This window comes from Serratia oryzae (genome assembly GCF_001976145.1).
GTDB classification, from domain to species: domain Bacteria; phylum Pseudomonadota; class Gammaproteobacteria; order Enterobacterales; family Enterobacteriaceae; genus Chania; species Chania oryzae.
The window spans coordinates 13291-37509 of sequence record NZ_MOXD01000003.1 but is presented as its reverse complement, the minus strand read 5'-3'; the positions used below and the strand labels follow the sequence as shown (position 1 = coordinate 37509).

Annotated in this window: 21 protein-coding genes; 14 read left to right on the top strand and 7 right to left on the bottom strand. The window is 54.4% G+C overall.

The genetic code is table 11. From position 1 onward, the window contains the following. Positions 1-333 precede the first annotated feature (333 nt). The 3 genes from BMI79_RS06110 (at position 334) to BMI79_RS06100 (ending at position 3894) form a co-directional block, all read left to right on the top strand. Positions 334-1263, top strand: coding sequence for a sugar ABC transporter substrate-binding protein (locus BMI79_RS06110; RefSeq protein WP_076941272.1), 930 nt, complete (start codon positions 334-336; stop codon positions 1261-1263). A gap of 88 nt (positions 1264-1351) precedes the next feature. Continuing rightward, positions 1352-2836: a sugar ABC transporter ATP-binding protein gene (locus tag BMI79_RS06105; protein WP_076941271.1), complete on the top strand. Its 1485-nt coding sequence runs from the start codon at positions 1352-1354 to the stop codon at positions 2834-2836. A gap of 17 nt (positions 2837-2853) precedes the next feature. Continuing rightward, on the top strand, positions 2854-3894 hold the full coding sequence (locus tag BMI79_RS06100; protein WP_076941270.1) for an ABC transporter permease: 1041 nt from the start codon (positions 2854-2856) through the stop codon (positions 3892-3894). A gap of 97 nt (positions 3895-3991) precedes the next feature. On the opposite strand, the gene BMI79_RS06095 is transcribed toward BMI79_RS06100, so the two are convergent. From BMI79_RS06095 to BMI79_RS06075, 5 genes are all read right to left on the bottom strand, one after another. Next, positions 3992-4522 carry an NlpC/P60 family protein gene (locus BMI79_RS06095; protein ID WP_076941269.1) on the bottom strand — a complete coding sequence of 177 codons (531 nt, stop codon included), beginning with the start codon at positions 4520-4522 and terminating at the stop codon, positions 3992-3994. Positions 4523-4912: 390 nt separating this feature from the next. Then, positions 4913-5668, bottom strand: coding sequence for a 3-oxoadipate enol-lactonase (gene pcaD / locus BMI79_RS06090; RefSeq protein WP_076941268.1), 756 nt, complete (start codon positions 5666-5668; stop codon positions 4913-4915). A 1-nt stretch (position 5669) separates the two neighbouring features. Beyond that, on the bottom strand, positions 5670-6872 hold the full coding sequence (gene pcaF / locus BMI79_RS06085) for a 3-oxoadipyl-CoA thiolase (protein ID WP_076941267.1): 1203 nt from the start codon (positions 6870-6872) through the stop codon (positions 5670-5672). After that, a complete protein-coding gene (locus tag BMI79_RS06080; protein ID WP_076941266.1) occupies positions 6850-7530 on the bottom strand; it encodes a 3-oxoacid CoA-transferase subunit B in 681 nt (226 codons plus the stop codon). The genes pcaF and BMI79_RS06080 overlap by 23 nt, the downstream gene beginning before the upstream one ends. Before the next feature lie 9 nt (positions 7531-7539). Next, positions 7540-8226 carry a 3-oxoacid CoA-transferase subunit A gene (locus BMI79_RS06075; RefSeq protein WP_076941265.1) on the bottom strand — a complete coding sequence of 229 codons (687 nt, stop codon included), beginning with the start codon at positions 8224-8226 and terminating at the stop codon, positions 7540-7542. Positions 8227-8468: 242 nt separating this feature from the next. On the opposite strand from BMI79_RS06075, the gene BMI79_RS06070 reads away from it, so the two are divergent. Then, positions 8469-9302 carry an IclR family transcriptional regulator domain-containing protein gene (locus tag BMI79_RS06070; RefSeq protein WP_076941264.1) on the top strand — a complete coding sequence of 278 codons (834 nt, stop codon included), beginning with the start codon at positions 8469-8471 and terminating at the stop codon, positions 9300-9302. A 6-nt stretch (positions 9303-9308) separates the two neighbouring features. Here BMI79_RS06070 and BMI79_RS06065 read toward each other — a convergent pair whose 3' ends face one another. Continuing rightward, a complete protein-coding gene (locus BMI79_RS06065) occupies positions 9309-10214 on the bottom strand; it encodes a LysR family transcriptional regulator (RefSeq protein WP_076941263.1) in 906 nt (301 codons plus the stop codon). A 112-nt stretch (positions 10215-10326) separates the two neighbouring features. On the opposite strand from BMI79_RS06065, the gene BMI79_RS06060 reads away from it, so the two are divergent. The 8 genes from BMI79_RS06060 to BMI79_RS06025 all read left to right on the top strand — a co-directional run bounded on the left by BMI79_RS06060 (position 10327) and on the right by BMI79_RS06025 (position 18216). Further along, a complete protein-coding gene (locus BMI79_RS06060) occupies positions 10327-11436 on the top strand; it encodes a muconate/chloromuconate family cycloisomerase (RefSeq protein WP_076941262.1) in 1110 nt (369 codons plus the stop codon). A 29-nt stretch (positions 11437-11465) separates the two neighbouring features. After that, the gene (catC, locus tag BMI79_RS06055) at positions 11466-11756 is read left to right on the top strand and encodes a muconolactone Delta-isomerase (protein WP_076941261.1); all 291 of its coding nucleotides are present in this window, start codon (positions 11466-11468) and stop codon (positions 11754-11756) included. Positions 11757-11909: 153 nt separating this feature from the next. Beyond that, positions 11910-12830 (top strand): catechol 1,2-dioxygenase, encoded by a 921-nt coding sequence (catA, locus tag BMI79_RS06050; RefSeq protein WP_076941260.1) that lies wholly within the window; start codon positions 11910-11912, stop codon positions 12828-12830. A gap of 157 nt (positions 12831-12987) precedes the next feature. Then, positions 12988-14379: an anthranilate 1,2-dioxygenase large subunit gene (antA, locus tag BMI79_RS06045; protein ID WP_076941673.1), complete on the top strand. Its 1392-nt coding sequence runs from the start codon at positions 12988-12990 to the stop codon at positions 14377-14379. A gap of 17 nt (positions 14380-14396) precedes the next feature. After that, on the top strand, positions 14397-14897 hold the full coding sequence (gene antB / locus BMI79_RS06040; RefSeq protein ID WP_076941259.1) for an anthranilate 1,2-dioxygenase small subunit: 501 nt from the start codon (positions 14397-14399) through the stop codon (positions 14895-14897). 62 nt (positions 14898-14959) lie between these two features. Next, a complete protein-coding gene (antC, locus tag BMI79_RS06035) occupies positions 14960-15973 on the top strand; it encodes an anthranilate 1,2-dioxygenase electron transfer component AntC (protein ID WP_076941258.1) in 1014 nt (337 codons plus the stop codon). A 36-nt stretch (positions 15974-16009) separates the two neighbouring features. Beyond that, the gene (locus BMI79_RS06030; protein ID WP_076941257.1) at positions 16010-17338 is read left to right on the top strand and encodes an MFS transporter; all 1329 of its coding nucleotides are present in this window, start codon (positions 16010-16012) and stop codon (positions 17336-17338) included. A gap of 53 nt (positions 17339-17391) precedes the next feature. Next, positions 17392-18216: an alpha/beta hydrolase gene (locus BMI79_RS06025; RefSeq protein ID WP_076941256.1), complete on the top strand. Its 825-nt coding sequence runs from the start codon at positions 17392-17394 to the stop codon at positions 18214-18216. A 177-nt stretch (positions 18217-18393) separates the two neighbouring features. Here the strand turns inward: BMI79_RS06025 and BMI79_RS06020 are convergent, their stop codons facing one another. After that, positions 18394-21330, bottom strand: a complete 2937-nt coding sequence (locus BMI79_RS06020; RefSeq protein ID WP_076941255.1) for an HD domain-containing phosphohydrolase — start codon at positions 21328-21330, stop codon at positions 18394-18396. A 312-nt stretch (positions 21331-21642) separates the two neighbouring features. On the opposite strand from BMI79_RS06020, the gene aegA reads away from it, so the two are divergent. Both aegA and BMI79_RS23055 read left to right on the top strand, forming a co-directional pair. Further along, a complete protein-coding gene (aegA, locus tag BMI79_RS06015) occupies positions 21643-23652 on the top strand; it encodes a formate-dependent uric acid utilization protein AegA (protein ID WP_083704380.1) in 2010 nt (669 codons plus the stop codon). Between the two features lie 21 nt (positions 23653-23673). Continuing rightward, positions 23674-24204, top strand: coding sequence for a 4Fe-4S dicluster domain-containing protein (locus BMI79_RS23055; RefSeq protein WP_083704379.1), 531 nt, complete (start codon positions 23674-23676; stop codon positions 24202-24204). The last annotated feature ends 15 nt before the right edge of the window (positions 24205-24219 follow it).

Below are 24219 nucleotides of genomic sequence, written 5' to 3'. Positions count from 1 at the left end.
TTGTTAGATCCGTGTCATATTTTTGTTACCCATTCATTCCAAAACGCATGTTTCGCTTGTTTAGGTTAAAAAATTTCAATATTCTAAATTATGAAATAAATATTTGATTTTAACGTGTGGAACAAGATCAGCATTAGAAAGAGTATTTTAATGCATTGTTTTTAATCTGTTTAAAGGTTTCACCGAAACGTTTTAATCCCGTGTGATTAGGGCAGTAAATCACCGCATAAAGGAGATCGTTACAGGCAAGTTGCTGTTTGAATGTAAAAAATATTTTTCATTGGCTGTCGAGTCAACCGGCCTCTTCATTCTAACGATAAAAGGGTACAGAACATGAAGCTGAAGAAATTGATCGTCACCTCGGTGCTGCTGTGTATGTTGCCAGTCAGCGTGTTTGCCAAAGACATCAAAATCGGCGTATCGATGGCGCATTTTGATGACAACTTCCTCACCATTTTGCGCCAGGCAATGCAAAGCAAAATGAAAGAAACCGGCGGTGTCAGCGGCCAGTTTGAAGATGCTAAAGGGGACATCGCTCAACAGATCCAGCAGGTGGAGAACTTTGTCAGCCAGGGGGTGGATGCCATTATCCTGAACCCGGTGGATACCCAAGGGGTGAAACCGATGATCAAGCTGGCAGAAAACGCCAAAATCCCGCTGGTATTTGTCAACCGTCGCCCTGAAGCCACGTTGCCTGCCAGCATGGCCTATGTCGGGTCCGATTCCAAGCTGGCCGGCAAACTGCAGATGGAAGAACTGGCCAAGCTGATGAAGGGTAAAGGCAACGTCATGATCTTGCTGGGTGAGCTGTCCAGCGAAGCGACTCGCGATCGGACTCGCGGCGTTGAGGAAGTGGCTGCCCAATATCCAGGTATTCATATCGTCGATAAACAGACGGCCAAGTTTTTCCGTAAAGAAGCGGTGGATGTCACCACCGATTGGATCCTTTCCGGGCAGCAGATTGATGCCATTGCTTCCAATAACGACGAAATGGCGATCGGGGCGATTCTGGCGCTGAAACAGGCGAAAAAAAGCGGCGTACTGGTTGCCGGAATTGATGGTACACCGGATGCGCTGGAGTTTATCAAGAAAGGCGATCTCAGCCTCAGCATCTTCCAGGACGCTAAAGGCCAGGGGGAGGGAGCGGTCCAGACTGCCATCCAACTGGTGAAAGGTGAAAAGGTCGATAGCAGCGTGATGATCCCTTATCAACTGATCACCGAAGCTAACTATCAGCAATTTGCTGGTAAAAACAACAAGTAAAGGTTAGCTCCTGAGCTTTCCCTTCGTACCTGATTGCTGCGATCAATCAGGTACGGATGCGATAGGTATAAAGGCGGAGGTGAGCGATATGCATCCCTATGTGCTTGAGGCTGAGGGTATCAGCAAGCAATTTCCCGGTGTCAAAGCGTTGGATAACGTCTCTATTAAAATCAAACCGGGCAGCGTGCATGCGTTAATGGGCGAAAACGGTGCCGGTAAATCGACGCTGATGAAATGTCTGATCGGTATTTATCGTCCTGACGCAGGCACAATAAAAGTCAAAGGCCAGACTATGGCGTTCAGCGATACGCTGGAGGCCCTGCATTCCGGGATTTCGATGATTCACCAGGAACTGAATCTGGTGCCGCATATGACGGTAGCCGAAAATATCTGGCTGGGGCGCGAACCAGCCAGATTGGGTTTTGTGAACCACGGCGAACTCAACCGGAAAACCCGCGAATTGCTGCTGCGGCTCAATATTAAATTAACGCCGGAAACGTTGGTGGGGGATTTAAGTATCGCCAGCCAACAGATGGTGGAAATTGCCAAGGCGGTGTCCTACAACGCCGACGTATTGATTATGGATGAACCCACCTCGGCATTAACCGAAGGGGAGGTCATACACCTGTTTGCGATTATTCGCGAGCTGCGTGAGCAGGGGAAAGGGATTATTTATATCAGCCACAAGATGGATGAAATCTTTGCGATTACTGATGAAGTGAGCATCTTCCGTGATGGCACCTTTATCGCCAGCGATAAAACCGCAAACCTGACCAAACAATCGCTGATCACCATGATGGTGGGCCGCGAATTAACCCACATGTTCCCCAAGTTCAATAACAACATTGGTGAAGAGGTGCTGCGGGTTGAAGGTTTGCGCCGTGCAGGCTGGTTCCAGGATATCTCTTTTAGCCTCAAACGCGGTGAGATCCTCGGTGTGGCCGGGCTGGTGGGCGCGGGCCGCAGCGAAGTGATGGAGAGCCTGTTTGGCATGCATCCTGCCGAGGGGGGCAGGATCTTGATTGAAGGCCAGCCGGTGAAAATAGATTCACCGTCAAAAGCCATCGAGCAGGGGCTGGCTTTTCTGACGGAAGATCGCAAAAAGTCCGGGCTGTTTCTGGTGCTGTCGGTGGTGGAGAACATGAGTATTGTCAATCTCTCCGAATATATCGGCAAAAACGGTTTTGTCAGCCATGTGCAAATGGCGCAAGACTGCATGGAGCAGATTAAGAAGCTCAATATCAAAACGCCAACCATGGATCAGATTATTAATAATCTCAGCGGCGGTAATCAGCAAAAGGTGTTAATTGCCCGCTGGCTGTTAGCGCAACCGAAAATATTGATCCTCGATGAGCCTACGCGCGGTATCGACGTCGGGGCAAAGGCGGAAATATATCGGCTGATCAGTGAACTGGCGAACCGTGGCGTAGCCATTATTTTAGTGTCATCGGAATTGCCAGAAATTCTTGGCATGAGCGATCGCGTCATGGTCATGCATGGGGGGCGCATCACCGGGATCCTGGATAAAAATGAAGCAGACCAGGAAAAAGTCATGGCGCTAGCCTCGGAATAACCTAAAGGTGACCCACAATGAGTAACGCAAACCTGGATAAATCTTTCACGGCCGCAGCGCCGAATAAAACCTCGCTGCTTTCCGGCCTGAATGGCAAGATGCCGAAAGACACCGGTATTTTTATTGTCATGATCGGCATTGCGCTGATCTTTGAAATTCTCGGTTGGTCGATACGCGATCAATCATTCCTGCTGAACCCCAACCGCTTGTTGCTGATTGTGCTGCAGGTGGCGATTATCGGGATTATTGCGGTGGGGGTGACGCAGGTCATTATTACCACCGGTATCGATCTTTCCTCCGGCTCACTGATCGCCCTGACGGCGGTGGTGGCCGCCAGCCTGGCGCAAACCTCAGACAGCATCTCCCCTATGTATCCTGCTCTGCTCGATCTGCCCGCTGTTATTCCGATCGGCGCTGGGATCGGCGTTGGGATCCTCTGCGGATTTATCAACGGTTTCCTCATTACCCGTACCGGTATTCCACCGTTTATTGCCACGCTGGGGATGATGGTTTCGGCACGAGGTCTGGCGCAGTACTACACCAAGGGGAACCCGGTCAGTTTCCTGTCAGACGGTTTTACGGCGATCGGGCAAGGTGCGATGCCGGTGATTATTTTCCTGGTGATCGCGGTGATCTTCCACGTCGCCCTGAAGCATACCCGCTATGGTAAATACATTTATGCCATTGGCGGCAACATGACTTCGGCCAAAGTGTCGGGCATCAACGTCAATAAATATCTGGTGACGGTCTACACCATTGCCGGGGGATTGGCGGGGCTGGCTGGCGTGGTACTGGCGGCGCGCGTCAGCAGCGGGCAGTCGAGCATGGGGGTTTCTTATGAGCTGGATGCTATCGCAGCCGCGGTGATCGGCGGCAGTAGCTTGATGGGGGGAGTCGGGCGCATTACCGGCACCCTGATTGGGGCGGTGATCCTCGGGCTGATAAAAAGTGGCTTCACCTTTATCGGCGTGGATTCCTATATTCAGGACATTATCAAAGGCATCATCATCGTGGCCGCAGTGGCCATCGATATGCGTCGCAACCGCAAAAAAGTATAAGCGCCTTACTCAACATAATTCGAGTTGCTTGTAGGCGACAGTACGTAGCTTACAAGCAGCTTGAAGTATAACGAGTATAACCGCCGGCTGAGTGAACTCAGACTTCGGCATGATTGATGCGCCGTGCCTGAACGTACTTTGTCTTCCAGTATTGATTGTCCAATTCTGAAACCGTCACGCCCACTTTGGTGGAAGCATGCAGGAATTTGCCATCCCCGATGTACACGCCAACATGGCGTTCACGCGCAGAGGTTTTAAAAAATACCAGATCGCCCGTAGCAAGATCGTCTTTGGCAACGTGCGAGCCTAACTTGCTCTGTTCATGCGAGCTTCTTGGCAAATTGAGCGAAAACTCATCGGCAAAAATGCGCTGCATGTAGGCAGAGCAATCGATGCCTTTACGCGAATTGCCACCGAATTTGTAGCGTACGCCTTCCCATTCATCATAGTGTGACAGGATTTTTTTAAGTCTCTGCGTGTCGCTATCGCCTGATTTATCAGGGCTATTGCTGCTGGCAAAGGATGAATTAAAAAAATCCTGCTTGATGTTGGTACTGGTGCTCGCTGCGGCAGAAAAAACGGATAACGAGGTTAAAACAACAAGTAACGGAGTAAAAATCTTTAGCATGAGTGACATCAAAAGTGAAAACTAAACAACTATCCCTGGTTACAACGCCCGGATGGATCCTTGAAGAAGGCGAAACTCTACACATTTTTTGCTCAAAAATAAACCAATAATTGGCTGTAAATTGTCCTGTTTTGGAGTGGGTGAGTTAAGCCACTGATCGTAATCTTTTAATTAATATGATTTTTAGCCGTGAGTCTGAGTTTATTACCGTATTAAACCAGGTAATAAGGACGCAGCGCCTGGCGTTACCGAGCCGGGCTGCGAGGGCAGATCGGGAGAAAACGTTCTCTTGAAGGAGCGCAATACGGAATATGGCTTAGCGCCAGAAAAAATAGAGTCGTCCAGCATGTTAAAGCCAGACAGGTCACCCAACCTGCCTGGCTTGGAGACTTACGCTGTGAAGAACTGCATTACCTGCTGGCTGAACCGCACCGGGCAAGCCACGTTAGAGATGTGCGAGGTGGGTAAGATGGCCAGCACGGCATTCGGTGCGTTGGCCACCAGCCATTCGGCATCGGTGACGGTGGTAACCGGATCATGTTCCCCGGCAATCGCCAGCAGCGGGGCCGCCATGTGCGGCACTTCTGCCCGCAGATCGGCCTGTGCCAGCGCTTGGCAGCAGGCAGCGTAGCCCGCCGCATTGCCCTGTGCCAGTTGTTTTACCAAGCTGGCGACCAGTTGCGCTTGGTCACGCTGGAAATCCTCCGTAAACCACCGGGCGGGAGAAGCGGCAGCGATAGGGGCCAACCCTGTTTGCTGCACTTGTTGCGCGCGCTGTTGCCAACCTTCTGCGCTGCCGATCCGCGCGGCGGTGTTGGCCACCGCCAGCTTGTGGAAACGTTGCGGATGATAACGGTTGAGCCACAGGCCGGTCAGCCCGCCCATCGAAATACCGCAGAAATAGGCGCGTTCCATATCCAGCTTATCGAGCAGGGCGATCACGTCCTGCCCCAAAATATCAAGCGTCAGCGGCATCGCTGGCAGCGGCGTGGTGCCGTGGCCCCGCTGGTTGTAACGCAGCACGCGGAACCGTTGCGTCAACGCTGCCATTTGCGGTTGCCACAGTTCAAAAGTGGTGCCCAGCGAGTTAGACAGCACCAACAAAGGTGCTGTACTTGGGCCATCCAGGCGATAGTCGATAGTCATCTCACACTCTCTCGATAATCAGGGCGATACCTTGGCCGACGCCGATACACATAGCGCACAAGCCATAGCGACCACCGGTTTTTTGCAGTTGCCAGGCGGCATTCATCACCAGCCTGCCGCCAGAGGCACCCAAAGGATGGCCGAGAGCAATGGCACCGCCGTTCGGGTTCACCTGCGGCGCGTCGTCCGCCAGCCCCAGTTCGCGGGTAACCGCCAGCGCCTGTGCGGCAAAGGCTTCGTTTAGTTCGAATACATCCATCTGATCCAGCTTCAGCCCGGCAAGATTCAACACTTTGCGCACCGCTTGCACCGGGCCAAAGCCCATAATGCTCGGTTCAATGCCGGTTACGGCACTGGCCACGATGCGCGCCAGCGGTTGCAGGCCATGCTGCTGCATACCGTGTTCGCTGGCTAACAGCAATGCACAAGCGCCGTCGTTAAGGCCGGACGCGTTGCCCGCGGTGATGGTTCCCTGTGGGGTGACTACTGGCTTCAGTTTTTCCAGCGCCTGAAGCGTGGTCGCTCTAGGGTGTTCATCCAGAGTGAACAGCAGCGGCTCGCCCTTTTTCTGCGGGATACTGACTTCCGTCAATTGGCTAGCGAAGAAGCCACTCTCTTGTGCGGCGGCGGTGCGTTGCTGGCTGCGTAACGCAAAAGCATCCTGATCGTGGCGGTTAATGCCAAACTTCAGCGCTACGTTTTCAGCAGTTTGAGGCATGGATTCCACACCGTACAGCGCTTTCATCTGCGGATTGATAAAGCGCCAGCCCATGGTGGTATCTTCCAGTTGCATGCTGCGGCTGAACGCGCTTTCCGCTTTGCCCATCACGAACGGCGCACGCGACATGCTCTCTACGCCACCGGCGATCAGCAAATTGCTTTCCCCGGTTTTGATGGCGCGTGCGGCCATCGCTACCGCATCCAGGCTGGAACCACACAGGCGATTAATGGTGCAACCGGGGACGGAGGTAGGCAGGCCCGCCAGCAGCAGCGCCATCCGCGCCACGTTGCGGTTATCCTCACCGGCCTGATTGGCGCAGCCCAGTAGCACATCGTCCAGCGCACTCCAGTCCAGCGCCGGGTGGCGCTGTTGCAGAGCTTTAAGCGGCAGGGCGGCCAGATCGTCGGCGCGGATGCTGGCCAGGCTGCCGTTGAGCTTGCCGAACGGGGTACGGACGGCATCACACAGATACGCTGGATTCATGCTGTTTCTCTCTCTGTTGAAGGGCAAAAGTCAGTTCGACCGGGGTGATGTCCTGCAGCTGCTGTGGCGTCAGGCCGCCAAAGATTTCGCGCACCACCAAACCCTGTGGCGTAACGTCGATCACCGCCAGATCGCTGTAGATGCGGTCGATACAGCCAACGCCGGTCAGAGGATAAGTGCACTCTTTGACGATCTTACACTCGCCTTTTTTGGTCAGGTGTTCGGTCATTACATACACCTGGCGAGCACCGATCGCTAAATCCATCGCGCCGCCCACCGCCGGGATGGCACCAGGCGCGCCGGTGCTCCAGTTGGCCAAATCACCACGCTGCGAAACCTGATAGGCACCCAAGACACAAATATCCAGGTGCCCGCCGCGCATCATGGCAAAAGAATCGCCGTGGTGGAAAAAGCAGCCGCCGGGCAGCAGGGTGACCGCCTGTTTGCCCGCATTGATCAGCTCGGGATCTTCTTCACCGGCGGCGGGGGCTGGGCCCATACCAAGAATACCGTTCTCGCTATGCAGGAAGATCTCTTTGTCGGCGGGCAAGTAGTTGGCGATCTGGGTCGGGATCCCAATCCCCAGGTTCACGTAGGCCCCTTCCGGGATATCACGGGCAATCCGCTCGGCCAGTTGCGCATGAGTGAGTTTTGACATAACCATTCCTTAAGCTGAAAGCTGTTGAGCGTTGGCGGGGGAGATGACCAGGCGCTGTACGAAGATCCCGGGGGTAATCACGGTTTCCGGATCCAGTTCACCCAGCGCAACCTGCTGATTAACCTCGGCGATGGTACAGGTGGCGGCCATTGCCATGATCGGGCCGAAGTTGCGCCCGGTTTTGTTGTACACCAGGTTGCCCCAGCGATCGGCACGCTCGGCCTTGATCAGCGCGAAGTCGGCTTTCAGCGGCAGTTCGAACACATATTGGCGGCCATCGATCTCGCGGGTTTCCTTATTTTCGGCCAGCAAGGTGCCATAGCCTGTCGGGGTATAAATTCCCCCCAGCCCAGCACCACCGGCCTGAATGCGTGCGGCCAGGTTGCCCTGCGGGATCAGTTCCAGTTCCAGTTCGCCACGGCGGTAGAGATCGTCAAATACCCATGAATCAGACTGGCGCGGGAACGAACAAATCACCTTGCGTACGCAACCGGCTTTCAGCAGCGCCGCCAGGCCGAAATCGCCGTTGCCCGCGTTGTTGCTGATCAGCGTCAGCTCACGCGGGCGGCGGCGGATCAGGGCATCCAGCAGAGCATAAGGTTGGCCTGCCGGGCCAAACCCCCCCACCATCAGGGTGGCGCCGTCATGAATATCGGCCACGGCGGCGTCGGTGGAAGGCATGCTTTTGTTGATCATTGCTTCTCCTGAGTATGCGGTTGATTGCGGTGCCAAGAGGTTTGGCTGGTTTTAACTTAGAGGAGTAAAAATTGAGCGACAAGTGCGATTATCATCATATTGTGCGATTATCGGAACATTTGTTATTTTGATGTTAATTTTGTGACGCAGGTAGAGAATTTGGCATTTGCCGCCGCCTATCAGGCTGTTTCTGGTTGCTGAGGGTATAGTGCGGTGATTCGTAGGAGTAATTGGAGGCAAGGATGAGTGATAAACCAAAGTGTGCTACCGAAGAGTTGCAGCGGCTGCAGGAAATCAGCGAATTGGCCAACGACCAATACAAGGGCGATCCGAATTTTATGGCCTCGCTGGCCAGAGGCCTGGAAGTGTTGCAGGCGTTTAAGCCGCAATATTCGGAGATGTCGGTGTCAGAGATCAGCCAGATCACCGGCATTCCGCGGGCTGCGGTGCGCCGGTGCCTGTATACGCTAAATGCGCTGGGGTTTGTGCATTGCCCGGATGGCCGCCACTATCGCCTGTTACCCCGCGTGTTAACCCTGGGCCACGCCTATCTTTCATCCTCAGAGCTGGCGAAAGCCGCGCAGAACTCACTGGATTACCTGAGCAAGCTGCTGAACGAATCTTGCTCGGTAGCGACGCTGGACGGCGACAATATCCTGTATATCGCCCGTGCTTCGGTAAAACGCATTATGACCATCGATCTGGGGCGCGGCAGCCGCTTGCCAGCCTACGCCACTTCAATGGGCATGGTGCTGCTCAGCGCGCTGGATGCTCAACAGCTGGAAGAGTATCTGTCGCGTGTCGCGATCGAACCGTTGACCGGTTTCACCGTGACCAGCGCCGAGGCGTTGCGCGCTGAACTGGCGCAGGTGCGCCGCCAGGGCTATGCGATCAACGATCAGCAACTGGAGCTTGGCCTGCGTTCTATCGCGGTGCCAATGTATTCGCGCAAAGGCGGGGTAGTGGCGGCGATGAACGTAGGGGTTAATGCCTCGCAGGTCCAGGCCTCAGAACTGCGTGAAAGAGTCTTGCCTCAGCTCCAGCGTGCGGCGATGGAGCTGGCGTTGTTGCTGTAGTTCATCTCAGGGCTTGATATAGCTGATGCCTTCCTCTTCATACAGGCTGTAGATCATGTGCAGCAGCGTCTTGATATCTTCTGATTCATCCAGCAAGCGGGTGCTCATGATGATCGGGGAAACCAGATACTGCTCATTCAAGGCTTTGTAGATCACATCCTGGCGCTTCAGGCTGTGCAAACATTGAGGAACCAAGGTGACGCCTTCGCCTGCGGCCACCAGGCCTAACGCCACTTGCAGCTCGCGAACCTCCATGATTTTGCGCGGCTCAAGCGCACGATCGCGAAAGGTTGCCAGCACCTGATCGGCAAAGCTTGGCCGGGGAGTTTGCGGGTAAACGATCAGGGTTTCTGCCTGCAAATGGCGCAGCGTCAGTTCAGACGCATTCGCCAGCGGGTGATCGGCCGCTAAGGCTGCCATCAGGTTTTCATCGCGCAGGATGATGCGCCGCACGTTGGCATCTTCATGGCGGATGCGGCCAAAACCCACATCGATGTGGCCCTCTTTCAGCGCCTGGATCTGCTCCATGGTGGTCATCTCCTGCAGGCTCATCGCCACTTCCGGGTATTGCGTGCGGAAACGGCGGATCAGCCGCGGCAGGATCCCGTACAGCGTTGAGGCAACAAAACCAATCGACAGCGAACGATCCAGTTGCCCAACCCGCTGGGTCATTGATTTCAGTTCCACGCTCTGGGCCAGAAATTGCAGCGCATGGCCGTACAAGAAACGGCCTGCTTCGGTGAGCTTCAGCGGGCGGGAACCGCGCTCAAACAGCACTACCCCCAAATCGTCTTCCAACTGTTGAATCTGTCGGCTGAGCGGCGGCTGGCTGATGTGCAGCCGTTCTGCCGCGCGGCTGAAGTTCTGCTCTTCCGCGACGGCGATAAAATAGCGCAAGTGCCGTAATTCCATGTTGATACCTTTAAGGTATGAAGACGATGCCAAATCGGTGTTAGACGGCCAGCATATGTTGGATATAGGGTCATATACAACCTCAATCCGCCAAGTTTGATACCGGAAAAATATGATTAAAGCCATTGAAACTCTGCTGCTGGACGTGCCGGCAATCCGCCCTCACCGCCTGTCGGTGGCCACGGTGAATGTGCAAACCCTGGTGTTGGTGCGTGTGCTGTGTGACGACGGGATCGAAGGCTGGGGCGAAGCAACCACCATCGGTGGCCTGAGCTACGGCGAAGAAAGCCCGGAAAGTGTGAAGGTAAATATTGATACCTATCTGGCACCGTTACTGATCGGGATGGAGGCCAGCCAGGTGGCACCGGCCATGGCTCGGTTGCGCAAGTCGATTCAGGGCAACCGCTTTGCCAAATGTGCGTTGGAAACGGCGTTGCTGGATGCACAGGCGCGGCGGCTGAATATCCCGCTCAGCGAACTGCTGGGGGGGCGGGTGCGTGACGCACTGCCAGTGGCCTGGACGCTGGCCAGCGGCGATACGCAGAAGGATATCGCGGAAGCAGAAAAGATGCTGGAGCTGCGCCGTCATCGCATTTTCAAACTCAAGATTGGTCTGCGGGCGGTGGAAGCCGATGTGGCACACGTGCTGGCGATCAAACGGGCGTTGGGCGATGAGGTGAGCGTGCGCGTTGACGTCAACCAGGCCTGGAACGAGCTGGACGCGGAACGCGGCATCGCCGCACTGGAGGCGGGTGGGATCGATCTGATCGAACAACCTATCCGTGCAGAAAACCGCGCCGGTATGGCCCGGCTCGCCAGGCGTTTTACCGTGCCGATTATGGCGGACGAAGTATTGAAAGGGCCGTTGGATGCCTTTGATCTGGCAACCCATGCCGCTGCCGATGTGTTCTCGGTGAAAATCAGCCAGTCCGGCGGCCTGACTCAGGCGCGCCAGGTGGCCGATATCGCTACGCTGGCGGGGATCGGCCTATACGGCGGCACCATGCTGGAAGGGGCGATCGGTACTGCGGCATCTGCCCATGTATTTGCCACCTTCAGCGATCTCAGCCAGGGCACCGAGCTGTTCGGCCCGCTGTTGCTGACCGAAGACATCCTGACCGAGCCCTTGGTTTACCGCGATTTTATGCTGCAGGTGCCCACCGGAGCGGGGTTAGGTGTTGAGATCGACCGCGACAAAGTCGCCGCTCTGCGCCGTGGCTGACAGAACTCTAAGCTAAAGGACCTATCGCTATGCTGTTTCACGTAAGAATGGACGTTAATTTACCCGCCTCGATGCCGGAAGCAGAAGCTGCCGCACTAAAGGCAACGGAAAAAGCCCAGTCGCAGGCGTTACAGGCCAGCGGTCAATGGCGCCACCTGTGGCGCATTGCGGGGCAGTATTCCAACATCAGCCTGTTTGACGTCAGCAGTATTGATGAGCTGCACCAACTGTTGTCGCAGCTGCCGCTGTTCCCCTACATGAAGATTCAGGTTATGCCGCTATGTCGTCACCCTTCCTCAATCAGGGAGGACGATCGCTGAGTTAGGCCGCGGGTGCATCACCTGCCAATGTTTATGTCGCTGTTCCCTGCCGGGCAAATACCGGTGGGGAGAATAAAAAAGAAAGCCGTTAAAAACCAAAAATAGCCGCAGGACTGTACCCCCTCGGCTCAGTAAACAATACGGAGCAATGACATGACTCATAACGATATCGACACCCTGGTCAACAGCTTTATTGTTGACACCGCCAAAGGCGAAGTTAACCCACGTGTTCAACAGGTTACCGTGCGCTTGCTGGGCGATCTGTTTAAAGCGATTGAGGATCTCGATCTTCAGCCGAGTGAAATTTGGAAAGGGTTGGAATACCTGGCGGAAACCGGTGCCAGCCACGAAATGGGGCTGCTGGCCGCAGGGCTGGGGCTGGAACGCTTCATCGATATTCGCGCTGACGAAGCCGAAGCCAGAGCCGGCCTGACCGGCGGCACGCCGCGTACTATCGAAGGGCCGCTGTATGTGGCCGGTGCACCGGTCTGCCAGGGCTTTGCCCGCCTGGATGACGGCACAGAAAGTGCCGAAGGTGAAGTGCTGTTTATGCAGGGCACGGTGATGGACGCCAACGGCAAGCCGCTGCCGGGGGCCACCGTCGAGGTCTGGCACGCTAACCTGATGGGCAACTATTCGTTCTTCGATAAGAGCCAATCGGCGTTCAACCTGCGCCGCACCATCGTGACCGACAGTCAAGGCAACTATCAGTTCCGCAGCATCGTGCCTTCTGGCTACGGTTGCCCGCCGCAAGGCTCCACTCAGCAGTTGCTGAACCTGTTGGGCCGCCATGGCCGCCGCCCGGCGCATATCCACTTCTTCGTCTATGCCGACGGTTACCGCAAGCTCACCACGCAGATCAACATCGACGGTGATGAGTATCTGTGGGACGACTTCGCCTTCGCCAGCCGCGAGGGGCTGGTGCCGCAGGTGAAAAAGATTTCGGCACCGGATCAACTGGACAGCAAACAGCTCAGCAAGCCTTTCTCCTCGATCGACTTCAACTTCACGCTGCATAAAGAACGTACTGCCGCGCCAGAAGCCGAAGTGGAACGCAAACGCGCTCAAGCGTAGCCCGGCCTGTCACTGCCTCTGTTCAGGGGCAGTGAGTCTCTGTTGAATAACGCCCGCCGGAGCAAAACCTGTCCTCATTATTTTAATATATTCTGCCACTTGGTGCTGCATGCGCACGCGCACAACCGGGGGCCAAGGGTATAACAGGAGCATGAATGTGAGCACGCCACAAGAGTTACAACACTGGCAGCATGTGATTGAAAACAGCCTCGACTTTCGGCCAGCGGAGGGCGTTTATCGCATCGCCCGCTCAATGTTTACCAACCAGGAGTTGTTCGACCTGGAAATGGAGCTGATTTTCGAAAAGCAGTGGATCTTTGCCTGCCATGAAAGCCAAATCCCTAATCCGCACGATTTCATCACCGTGCAAGCGGGCCGCCAGCCGATGCTGGTCACTCGCGACGGTAAGGGTGAGCTGCACGCGTTGGCGAATACCTGTCAGCACCGTGGTGCAACATTGACCCGCGTTTGCCAGGGCAACCAAAGCACCTTTACCTGCCCGTTTCACGCCTGGTGCTATAAATCTGACGGTGCGCTGGCGAAGGTAAAGGCCCCGGCGGAATACGGCAGCGACTTTGATAAAAGCCGTCATGGCTTAAAAGCGGCGCGTATCGCCAGCTATCGCGGCTTTGTGTTTATCAGCCTGGATACCGAATCCGAGCAGAGCCTGACCGATTTCCTGGGCGACACCACGCTGTTCTTCGACATGATGCTGGAGCAGTCTGAAAACGCTGAACTGGAAGTGTTGCCCGGTGTTTCGACCTATACCTACCCCGGCAACTGGAAGCTGCAGAATGAAAATGGGCTGGATGGTTACCACGTCAGCACCGTTCACTATAACTATGTCTCGACGGCCAACCACCGCCGTGAGCTGAATATTCAGCGTAACGGTGCCAGCGACAGCACGCTCGACTACAGCAAACTGGGGGCCGGGGATAAAGACACCGACGACGGCTGGTTCTCGTTCAAACATGGCCACGGCCTGCTGTTCAGCGATATGCCGAACGCCGCCGATGTTCGCCCCGGCTATGCCCGCATCATGCCGCGCCTGCTGGATAAATACCCACAGGAACGTGCGCAGTGGACCATGCATCGCCTGCGTAACCTCAACATCTACCCCAGCCTGTTCTTTATGGATCAGATCAGTTCCCAACTGCGCATTATCCGCCCAGTTAGTTGGAACAAAACCGAAGTGATCAGCCTGTGCCTGGGGGTGAAAGGGGAGTCCGATCGGGATCGCGAAAGCCGTATCCGCCAGTTTGAAGACTTCTTCAACGTATCCGGCATGGGGACACCGGACGATCTGGTGGAGTTCCGCGAACAGCAGCGTGGCTTCGAAGCGCGCAGCACGCCGTGGAGCGATATCTCCCGTGGGCATCAGCACTGGCAGTACGGCGCAACGCATAACAGCGCCATTCTCAACATTACGCCTGCGATCACCGGGACCGAAATTACCCACGAAGGGCTGTATGTCAACCAGCACCGCGCATGGCAGCAAATGATGCTGGCGGGGCTGGAGAAAAAAATAGCGCAGGCGCCGGCCCGCTGAAATGACGGAGATAAATCATGCAAAACATCACGCCTGAGCAGCACTATGCCGTTGAACAATTTTTATACCAGGTGTCAGAGGCCTGCGATCGGCAGGATTGGGATCGCTATCTCAGCTATTTCACCGAAGAGGCCGAGTTTCACGTGCCGCAGTGGCGCAGTGAACATGAATATACGCAGGATCCGAAGCGGGAAATGTCGCTGATCTACTATGCCAACCGTTCTGGCCTGGAGGATCGGGTATTCCGCATTCGCACCGGCAAGTCGGCCGCCTGTACGCCGATGCCGCGCACGCTGCACCTGATCGACAACGTGCGCTGCCAGGCAGGGGCTGACGAGCAACTTGATGTTAGCGCCAACTGGGTTACGCATTTCTACCGCTTTGGTGAAAGCCGCCACTTCTTTGGCCGGGCTACCTATCGCCTGTGTTGGCAGGAAGGGCAGTTAAAAATCACCAGCAAACACGTGCTGCTGCTGAATGACAAGATCGATTCAGTGCTCGATTTCTACCATCTCTGATTAGCCTCAGGACGGCGGCTGCGGCCGCCGTTGTTATAAACAGTATTGATACAGGAGTGACAATGACCCATCGCGCCGCCATTATTTTCCGGGATGGACTCACGCAGTTTATTCAGGTTGAACAGAATGAAAAACTGCTGGATGCGGCTTTTCGTCACGGGATCTCGTTGCCGCTGGACTGCCGCGAAGGGGTTTGCGCCACCTGCCGTGGCCGTTGTGAATCGGGAACCATCGAAATGGAATACGTCGATGATGAGGCGCTGAGTGCCAGCGAGCTTGAACAGGGCTATATGCTGGCCTGCCAGACTCGGCTGACGTCGCCAGGTTCTTTCTACTTTGATATCGACTCCAGCATCTGCAACCTCAGCCAGCAGCACTATCGCGGACGTGTGAGTGCGCTGAACCTGCTCTCGGATACGGTTGCCACCCTGGAGATCACGCTGGATGAAGGATCGCCGGAACTGCACTACTTGCCCGGGCAATACGCGCGCATTCAGATCCCTGGCAGTGAGGAAACCCGCGCCTATTCGTATGCCAGCGCCAGCGCGCAATCGGCGGTAGTGCGCTTTTTGATCCGTTTATTGCCGAGCGGGTTGATGAGTGACTATTTGCGCCAGCGTTGCCAGGTGGGGGACAGCATCAGCTTTACCGCCCCGTTCGGCGCATTCTATCTGCGTGAGGTGAAGCGCCCGCTGCTGTTTGTTGCCGGGGGCACCGGGCTGTCGGCGTTTCTCAGTATGCTGGAAAGCCTGGCCGAACAAGGGGACGGAGGGCAACCGATCGCACTGTATTACGGGGTAAACCGCGAGAGTGAGATCAGCGAGCTGGCGCGGCTCGACGCTCTGAGCCAACGACTGACTCATTTCAGCTATCAGGTGGTGGTGGTCGATCCCAGCGCTGCATGGCAGGGTAAAAAAGGCTGGGTGACTAATGCATTGGAAAGCCACCTGCTGCAACAACCGTTCGATGCCTATCTGTGCGGGCCGCCGCCGATGATCGAAGCGACCTGCAACTGGCTGTCTGCTCAACCGGTAGCCGAACATCAGGTGTATTTTGAGCGTTTTGTTTCTAGCTGATTCCCGTTTGATACCTTTACGCTAAGGAGAGCTTGTATGGCTCAGATCGAGATAAACGTCGTTGATATTACGCCAATAATCGACAATGCAAAATTTCAGAATATCCATCGGCTGACTATTTTCTGGTGTGCCTACATTATTATATTCGATGGTTACGATCTCGCCGTGCTGGGGGTGATTCTCCCCAAATTAATGGCTGACTGGGGGTTAACGGCAACGCAGGCCGGTTTATTGGGGAGCTATACGCTGATTGGCATGATGGTGGGGGCGCTGTCGTTAGGCTCACTTTCAGACAAAATAGGTAAGAAGAAGGTGATTACCCTTTGCGTGATCACCTTCAGCTTATTTACCTTCCTGTGCGGATTTACCGTTAATGCCTCGCAGTTTGGCTGGTGCCGCTTTATCGCTGGCATTGGTCTGGGTGGCGTAATGCCTAATGTGACCGCACTCACCAGCGAATACTCGCCGAAAAGCAAACGCAGCTTGATGGTGGGCTTGATGTTCAGTGGCTATTCCATCGGTGGGATGTGGGCCGCGATATTAGGTATCTACTTAATTCCGCTGCTGGGTTGGCAGTCTATCTTTTACGTCGCCATTTTCCCCATCCTGTTTTTGCCCTGGATGTTAAAGCACTTACCAGAGTCAGCGGCCTTCTTGATTAAAACCAAGCAGAATGAACGTTTAAAGAATGCGCTGGAAAAAATCGCACCAGATTATATTCATCAGCCAGGGACCGAGTTTGTCAGCCAATCCGCCCTCGGGGCGGGGCCGGTAAAAATGGCCATCGGCGACTTGTTTGCCGATCGCCGAATGCTAAGCACTCTGATGTTCTGGCTGGTGTTCTTTATGTCGCTGTATGTGATCTATGGCATGACCTCCTGGTTACCTAAACTGATGCTGCAGGCGGGTTATCCGTTGGGCTCCAGCCTGATGTTTCTGTTTGCACTGCACTTTGGCACCATCTCCGGGGCGTTAACGAGCTGCTGGCTGATGGATAAAGTGAGTGGCAGAACGGTGCTGATCGCCTATTTCCTGCTGGGCTCGGTGACAATTGCGTTGCTGGGGGTGCAAAGCTCAATGAGCCTTCTTTATTTGTTATTAATTATTGCCGGAGCCAGCACGATTGGCACTCAGATCGCCATGACGTCTTATGTTGCGCGGTTTTACCCTAGTACCATGACCGCAACGGGGCTTGGGTGGGGATTGGGGATCGGGCGCATCGGTGCTATTCTCGGCCCTTTCGCGGGGGGGTTATTAATCGATCTGGAATTAACCTTGCAACAGAACTTCATGGCTTTTGCCTTGCCGTCGTTACTGGCCGCAGGCTGCATGTTTTTTGTTAACCCACGGCTGGCTGCCTCTTAATCTCTACGCAAGCGATGAGAGGCATGGGACTTGAGCAAAGAGGGAAGAACGGTATGCCACCCCTTTATCGGAATATGGATCGTTTACAGCTTGATGCGGCCTACAATAACACCAAGGCCGTGCGTGATTTCCCAGCGTTATTGGCTGAATTTCAACAGCGGAGTGCGGCCTGGTATGCCGCGGCCAATGTTCAGCGTGATATCCCTTACGCTAATGGTGCCAGAACCCGTTTTGACCTTTTCCCGGCTCACGGGAAGGATGCGCCAACGCTGATATTTATCCACGGCGGTTACTGGCAGAATTGCAATAAAGAAGATTTTGCTTTTATCGCGCAAGGCCCGTGTAACAGCAATATCAACGTTATTCTGGCGGAATATACCTTGGCACCTGAAGCCTCGATGACAACCATCGTCAATGAGATTGGGGCGCTGTTGGATTTTCTGCATAACAACCAGGCAATGTTTAATATCACCCCCGGCAAGGTGTGCCTGTCTGGGCATTCTGCGGGTGGGCATCTTACGGCGCTTCACCGCGGGCATCCGTTAATCTCACATGCGATGCCGCTCAGCGCGCTGGTGGATCTGGAGCCCATCAGTTTGAGCTGGCTGAATGATAAGCTCGCGCTGACCCCAAAAGAAATCAGTGACTATAGCCCGATACATTCTGTCAGTTTAGGGGGGCCGATTGCTGTTCAGGTGGGGGACGATGAATTACCCGAATTGATTCGCCATTCGCAAGAGTACGCCGAAGCGTTAGCACAATGTGGTAATCATGTGATGTACCAGCGCGTTGCCGGGTGCAACCATTTCTCTTTGCTGAATGAGTTCCAAACCGGGGGCAAACTGTTGCAGACGTTGCGGGATTTACTGACTCAGTAGCCTGCTGGTGGTCGGAACAACAAGGAACGTATAACGCTTGCCTGTTAAGGTGAACGAGTCCCCTCTCCCACAGGGAGAGGGGGCGTTTCCTTTAGCCATTGATGCCTGATTATGTAGTTTTGTGCTTAACTGACCGGCATGAGCTGATAAGCATCCCCTTTCTTAACAAAACTATTATCACAGGGTGATATTTTGCGGGCCGAGCTTTTGGATCAGCGCCGCAATATCCACTTCATCAACCTTATCTGCCTGTAAATAGGCCACGCCGTAATCATGCCAGACGCCCGATTGCAGGAAGAGAATAAACAGCTCACGATCCAGGTGATTTTCGTTCACCATTGCCGCCATGATCTTTAGCGATTCCGATAACATTTTCCCCTGTTTATAAGGGCGATCGGCGGCGGTCAAGGCTTCAAACACGTCGGCAATCGCCATCATCCTGACCGGAATGCTCATTTGCTGATAGTTCAATTGATAAGGGTAACCCTTACCGTCCATACGCTCATGATGACCACCGGCAATTACCGGCACATTGGCCATGGTGCGCGGGAACGGCAGCTTTTTCAGCATGATAATGGTCTGCATAATATGCTCGTTGATCTTATAACGCTCTTCTTCGTTCAGCGTGCCCCGGCGAATTGAGAGGTTATAAATCTCCCCATAGTTATACAGATAAGTGGGCTCCTTGAGCTTAAAGTTGTAGCTCTCCGGCAGGTGGTTTTTGCTATCCCGGTAGATGATATGCTCTTCTTTATCTGCCAGCATGGCTTCCTGCACCGGCAGCTCAGGGGCTGGCTGGCGCGTTTTACGAGCCCATTCAGCCTGGGACACCCCGGCGGTATCGTCCAGCGTTCGGGTCCACTGATAGCTGGCGATTTGCCGAATGCGCGCGAGCGCCTCGTCGGAAAGAAACTCACCGCCAACGTTACATTGAGCGATAAAATAGAAATCCTCATCCAACTGACGCAATTCCTCAGCCAACTGCTGTTCCGCCAGATCATCGTTGCCAGGCAGGCGGTTACGCAGAGAGAGGATCTCCTTTTCTCTTTTCAGCACCTCAAAGCGCATGCGTATTTCATGGATGCGATCGTAAATCAGTTCCAGCTTGGTGGCTTTATCAACCACAAATTCCGGCGTGGTGATCTTGCCGCAGTCGTGCAGCCAGCAGGCGATATGGAGCTCTTCCCACTCGTTTTCCGATAGGGTGAAATCCGCGAACGGGCCGTCTTGCACGTCAACCGCCGCTTTGGCCAGCATTTTGGTGATCTCAGGCACCCGTTGGCAATGGCCGCCGGTATAGGCGCTTTTGGCGTCGATCGCCCCGGCGATCAGTTCGATAAAAGCATTCAGCAGATTTTTTTGCTCTTGCAACAGGTACTGTGTTTCTATGGCGACAGAGAGGCTGCCGACCAGCGCGTTAACCAACTGTATTTTGGCGCTCTTGCGTTCGGTAGTTAATTCAGCGGTGTTAAGCAGCAGTAAGAAACCCAATAACTCTTCATCATGCGTCTGCATAGGGACGGCAATATACTGCAGAGGAAGATGAGCTTGGAAGAATGTACGCAGCGGATTGGGAATATGTTCGTTATCCAATACCCCGGAAACCGACTGGCCTTCGCGTATTTGCCAAAAGGTGGCGAGATCGTTTTTATCAAATTGGAGTGAGGCAATTTCCGTCAGCGGGATATCTTCATCATTCCAATGAAAAGCGATAGGGGTAAAGATCTCGCTGTTTTTATCCGCCAGGAAAATCACACCGCCGTTCATGGCCGCGATATCTGCGGTTTCATTCAGCAGCCCCTGCATTTGCTGCGGGAAATTATCTTTGGCTGACAATATGCTGCCCATCGAGATGAATTGCTTCAGCGTTCGTTTCATCTTTGACATGGCACGATGTAAGTCGTCAACCTCCTCAATAACCGAGTGCTCACGTTCTCTATCATCAAAGATCAGATTGCTGATGGCTTCGGCGTCTTTGCGCAGGCTAATCAGTGGGCTGGAGATGCGTAATGAGAAATACCAGACTACCGGCAGGCTAAACAGCAACAGGATAAAGGCAACCAGCGTTGAGCGGTTACGAATTGAATTCGCCCCGATGGTGAGATAAGCAGAGGGTGTGGCGATCACCAGATGATAGTGGTGGCTCGTGTTTTCAATGTTGATTACGGCTCCATACCAGTCTTGGCCCTGTGCTTTAAACTGAATGCTGTTATTGGTGCTATTAGTGGCATTGTCATGGTGAAAAGCGAGTAACGTTTTTAATACGGGCATACGTTCAATGCGGTTAAAGCCCTCATCATCCAGCCTGCCATCACGGTTTAGCTGTGGCTGGCTGGCGATAACTTCATTAGCAAAATTAACGATAGCGGCCTGGCTACTGGGGGGCAGCCCCTGGCGGTGCAGGAATTGAGAGAGCGATGCCAAAGAAACATCCATGCCGATCACTGCATGTTGATTATCTGCCCGTCGGCTGTAAGTGAAACCGGTCTCGCCAGTACCTTTGAAGGTATAAGTTGGCGAGACCACCAAGCCAGGTTGCTTTGAGGCCAGGATAAACCAGTCACGGGAGCGGGGATCAAACGGAGGGTCATCGACGACTTTACTGCTGAGCACCTGTTGGTTAGCGTCAAGATAAGTGAGGAGCTTTTCCGGTTTACTGGTAAAAAAACGGTTACTCTGCACCAGCCAGTGCACATTATCCGCTGCGTTAAAAAAAGCGCGGTTGGCGGCCGTAATACGACGCAGCATAAAGAAATCCCCATTGGGGTAGCCGACGTAGACCGAACTGGCATAGTCATTCTGGTTGAGTATTTCGACAAATTTGCCCACGGAGGCCATTCGCTGCTCTAACACTGCGGCTTCGGTAATGGGCATCCCCGCCAGGATATTGACCGACATCATCATGGTGCGCGTCACCGCATCCAATTCAGCGGCAATGGCTTCACCGGTTTTCTGATACTGCTGGTTGGTGCTGATCTCGCTTAACTTGGTCAGCTGGCTATGGCTGAAAATCACGATCACGCTGCCGATGGTAACAATCAACAGTGTAAACAGTGCAGCAATCTGGATATGCAATGGGTAACGATTTTTTAGCCCGGATAAATGGCTTAGCATAGGAATAACCTTAGATGCGTGTTTCCAACAGTTCTAATCATAGACGACGTGCGGCAAGCTGCTGAAGTTTGTACCCTAAAGTGCTTTTTCCCATTGCCCTATCTCGCACAAGTTCTCCACTTTTCTGAGCAATTTTGCATAAATTTTTGCAGTACGCTTTTTCATGCGGAATGTCATGGAATGTCATTAATTTTAACCATTACATTTACATGGTTATAACCCAGAAGATACCTGCCTACGCCAGCGATATAGAAGGTCATAACGCTAACTCTATTTATGCCTTTTTCAGCCAAATTGTTCGGAAAGGATACTATGAATCAATTTATCGTTGCAGAATCAGAGGCCTGTATTGGCTGCCGAAGCTGCGAAGTGGCTTGCGTGACGGCTCATCATCATGGGGACTATCCCAGCCAGCGGGAGTATTTCACGCCGCGGGTGAAAGTGATCCAAGGCCCGAGTGCCAATACGGCGGTGTTCTGCCATCACTGCGAAGATGCGCCTTGCGCTAATGTTTGCCCGACCGGGGCGATAGTCCAAGGCCATGACAGCATTCAGGTGAGCCAGGAAAAATGCATTGGCTGCAAAGCCTGCGCGCTGGCTTGCCCGTTTGGCATGATGACGGTGGTGACTGAAACCGTGCAGCCAGCCAATCATCGTTTGGCGGACAGCTATCAGAAAACAGAAGCACAGAAATGCGATCTGTGTAGCGATCTCAACCAGGATCCGGCCTGCGTGCGCGCCTGCCCGACCCACGCGCTGAGCCTGGTTGATAGTAAAACGCTGGTCGAACAGCAGATGCAAAAGCGCCAGCGCACGGCGGCGCGCGATCTTCATAGCCAGCTGTTTGGCAGCGTTGCCAAACAGCCAGCAGTGCAGAACCATCAGGCGCAGCTAAAACCGATCCGCAATCTGTTGCAACAGCCCCGAGCACCGCGCTTGGAAGCCAACAAGATCCCGCTTGAGTTACGTAAAACCACTTTTGCTGAAATCTACCAGCCATTCAACGAACAGCAGATTCACCAGCAGGCGGAGCGCTGCCTGAACTGCGGCAAGCAAAGCATCTGTTCCTGGACCTGCCCGCTGCATAACCAGATCCCACAATGGATCAAACTGGCCGATCAGGGCCGCATCTGGGAAGCCGCCGAGCTGTCACACCAGACCAGCAGCCTGCCGGAAGTCTGTGGGCGGGTTTGCCCACAGGATCGGTTGTGCGAGCAATCCTGCACCCTGAACGGCCACGGCGGCGCGGTCACCATCGGCAATATTGAGCGCTATATCACCGAAACCGCCTTCGCGATGGGCTGGCGGCCGGATATGTCCGCGGTCAAAAGTAGCGGCAAGCGGGTGGCGATTATCGGCGCTGGCCCGGCGGGGCTTGGCTGTGCCGACATTCTGGTGCGTAACGGGATTAAACCGGTGGTGTTTGATCGTTACCCGGAAATTGGCGGCCTGCTGACCTTCGGTATTCCCGCCTTCAAGCTGGAAAAAGACGTAATGGCCAGAAGGCGCGAAATCTTCAGCGATATGGGGGTCGAATTCAGGCTGAATACCGAGATTGGCAAAGATGTGTCGATGGAGGCTCTGCTGAACGAGTATGACGCGCTGTTTCTCGGGGTCGGGACGTACAAATCCATGAGCTCTGGGTTGGAGAATGAGGATGCGCCGCAGGTTCATGCCGCGTTGCCATTCCTGATTGCCAATACGCAACACCTGATGGGTTACCCCGAGAATCCGCAGAGCCCCTATATCAACATGGCGGGCAAACGGGTGATTGTGCTGGGGGGCGGTGATACCGCCATGGACTGTGTGCGCACCTCGCTGCGCCATGGGGCAACGCAGGTGATCTGCGCCTATCGCCGTGATGAGAAGAGCATGCCGGGTTCCAAGCGGGAAGTGAAAAATGCCCGCGAAGAGGGCGCCGAATTTATGTTCAATCTGCAACCGCTGGGCATAGTGCTAGACAAACATGGCAACGTCAGCGGCATTAAGATGCAGCGCACCGAAATGGGCGCGGCCGACAGCCAAGGGCGGCGGCAGGCGGTGGTGGTGGCGGGTTCTGAGCATGTCGTGCCTGCCGATGCGGTGATCATGGCCTTTGGTTTTAGCCCGCACCGCATGAGTTGGCTGGCCGAGCACAATGTGGTGCTGGATCGCCAAGGGCGGGTGGTGGCACCGACCGTAGCGGGTTATCCCTACCAGACCAGCAACCGTAAGATTTTTGCCGGTGGCGATATTGTGCGCGGGGCCGATCTGATCGTAACGGCCATCGCAGAAGGGCGCAAAGCCGCAGAAAGTATTGCTTATTATCTCAATGTGTTATAGCGCGGCCGAAGGAGAGAAATGATGAATCAATTTGTGATCGCCGACATGCAGCAGTGTATCGGTTGCCGCACCTGTGAGATTGCCTGTGCAATGGCGCACCAGGGGGAAAACCCACAGCCGCTGACGCCAGAAAACTTTAACCCGCGGCTGAAAGTGATGAAAACCTTCAGCGTCAGCGCCCCGATGCTGTGCCGCCAGTGCGAGAATGCCCCTTGCCTGAATGCCTGCCCGAATGATGCAATCTATAACCATAACGGCAGTGTACAGGTGATGCAGTCGCGCTGTATCGGCTGCAAAACCTGCATGGTGGTCTGCCCGTATGGTGCGATGGAAGTGGTGGTTAATCACACCAGCAGCCGTGATGGCAGCACCCATAGCCGCGCACAGGCCAATAAATGCGATCTTTGCGATGGCCGCAGCGCTGGCCCGGCCTGTATTGAGGTTTGCCCAACGGCGGCGCTGAAGCTGATCAAACCCGCAGACCTGCAAGCGATGCAGCGGGAAAAACAACTGCGCGCAGCACTCGGCGCGACGCCGAATCTGTTGCAATAACCACCGTACAGGAAG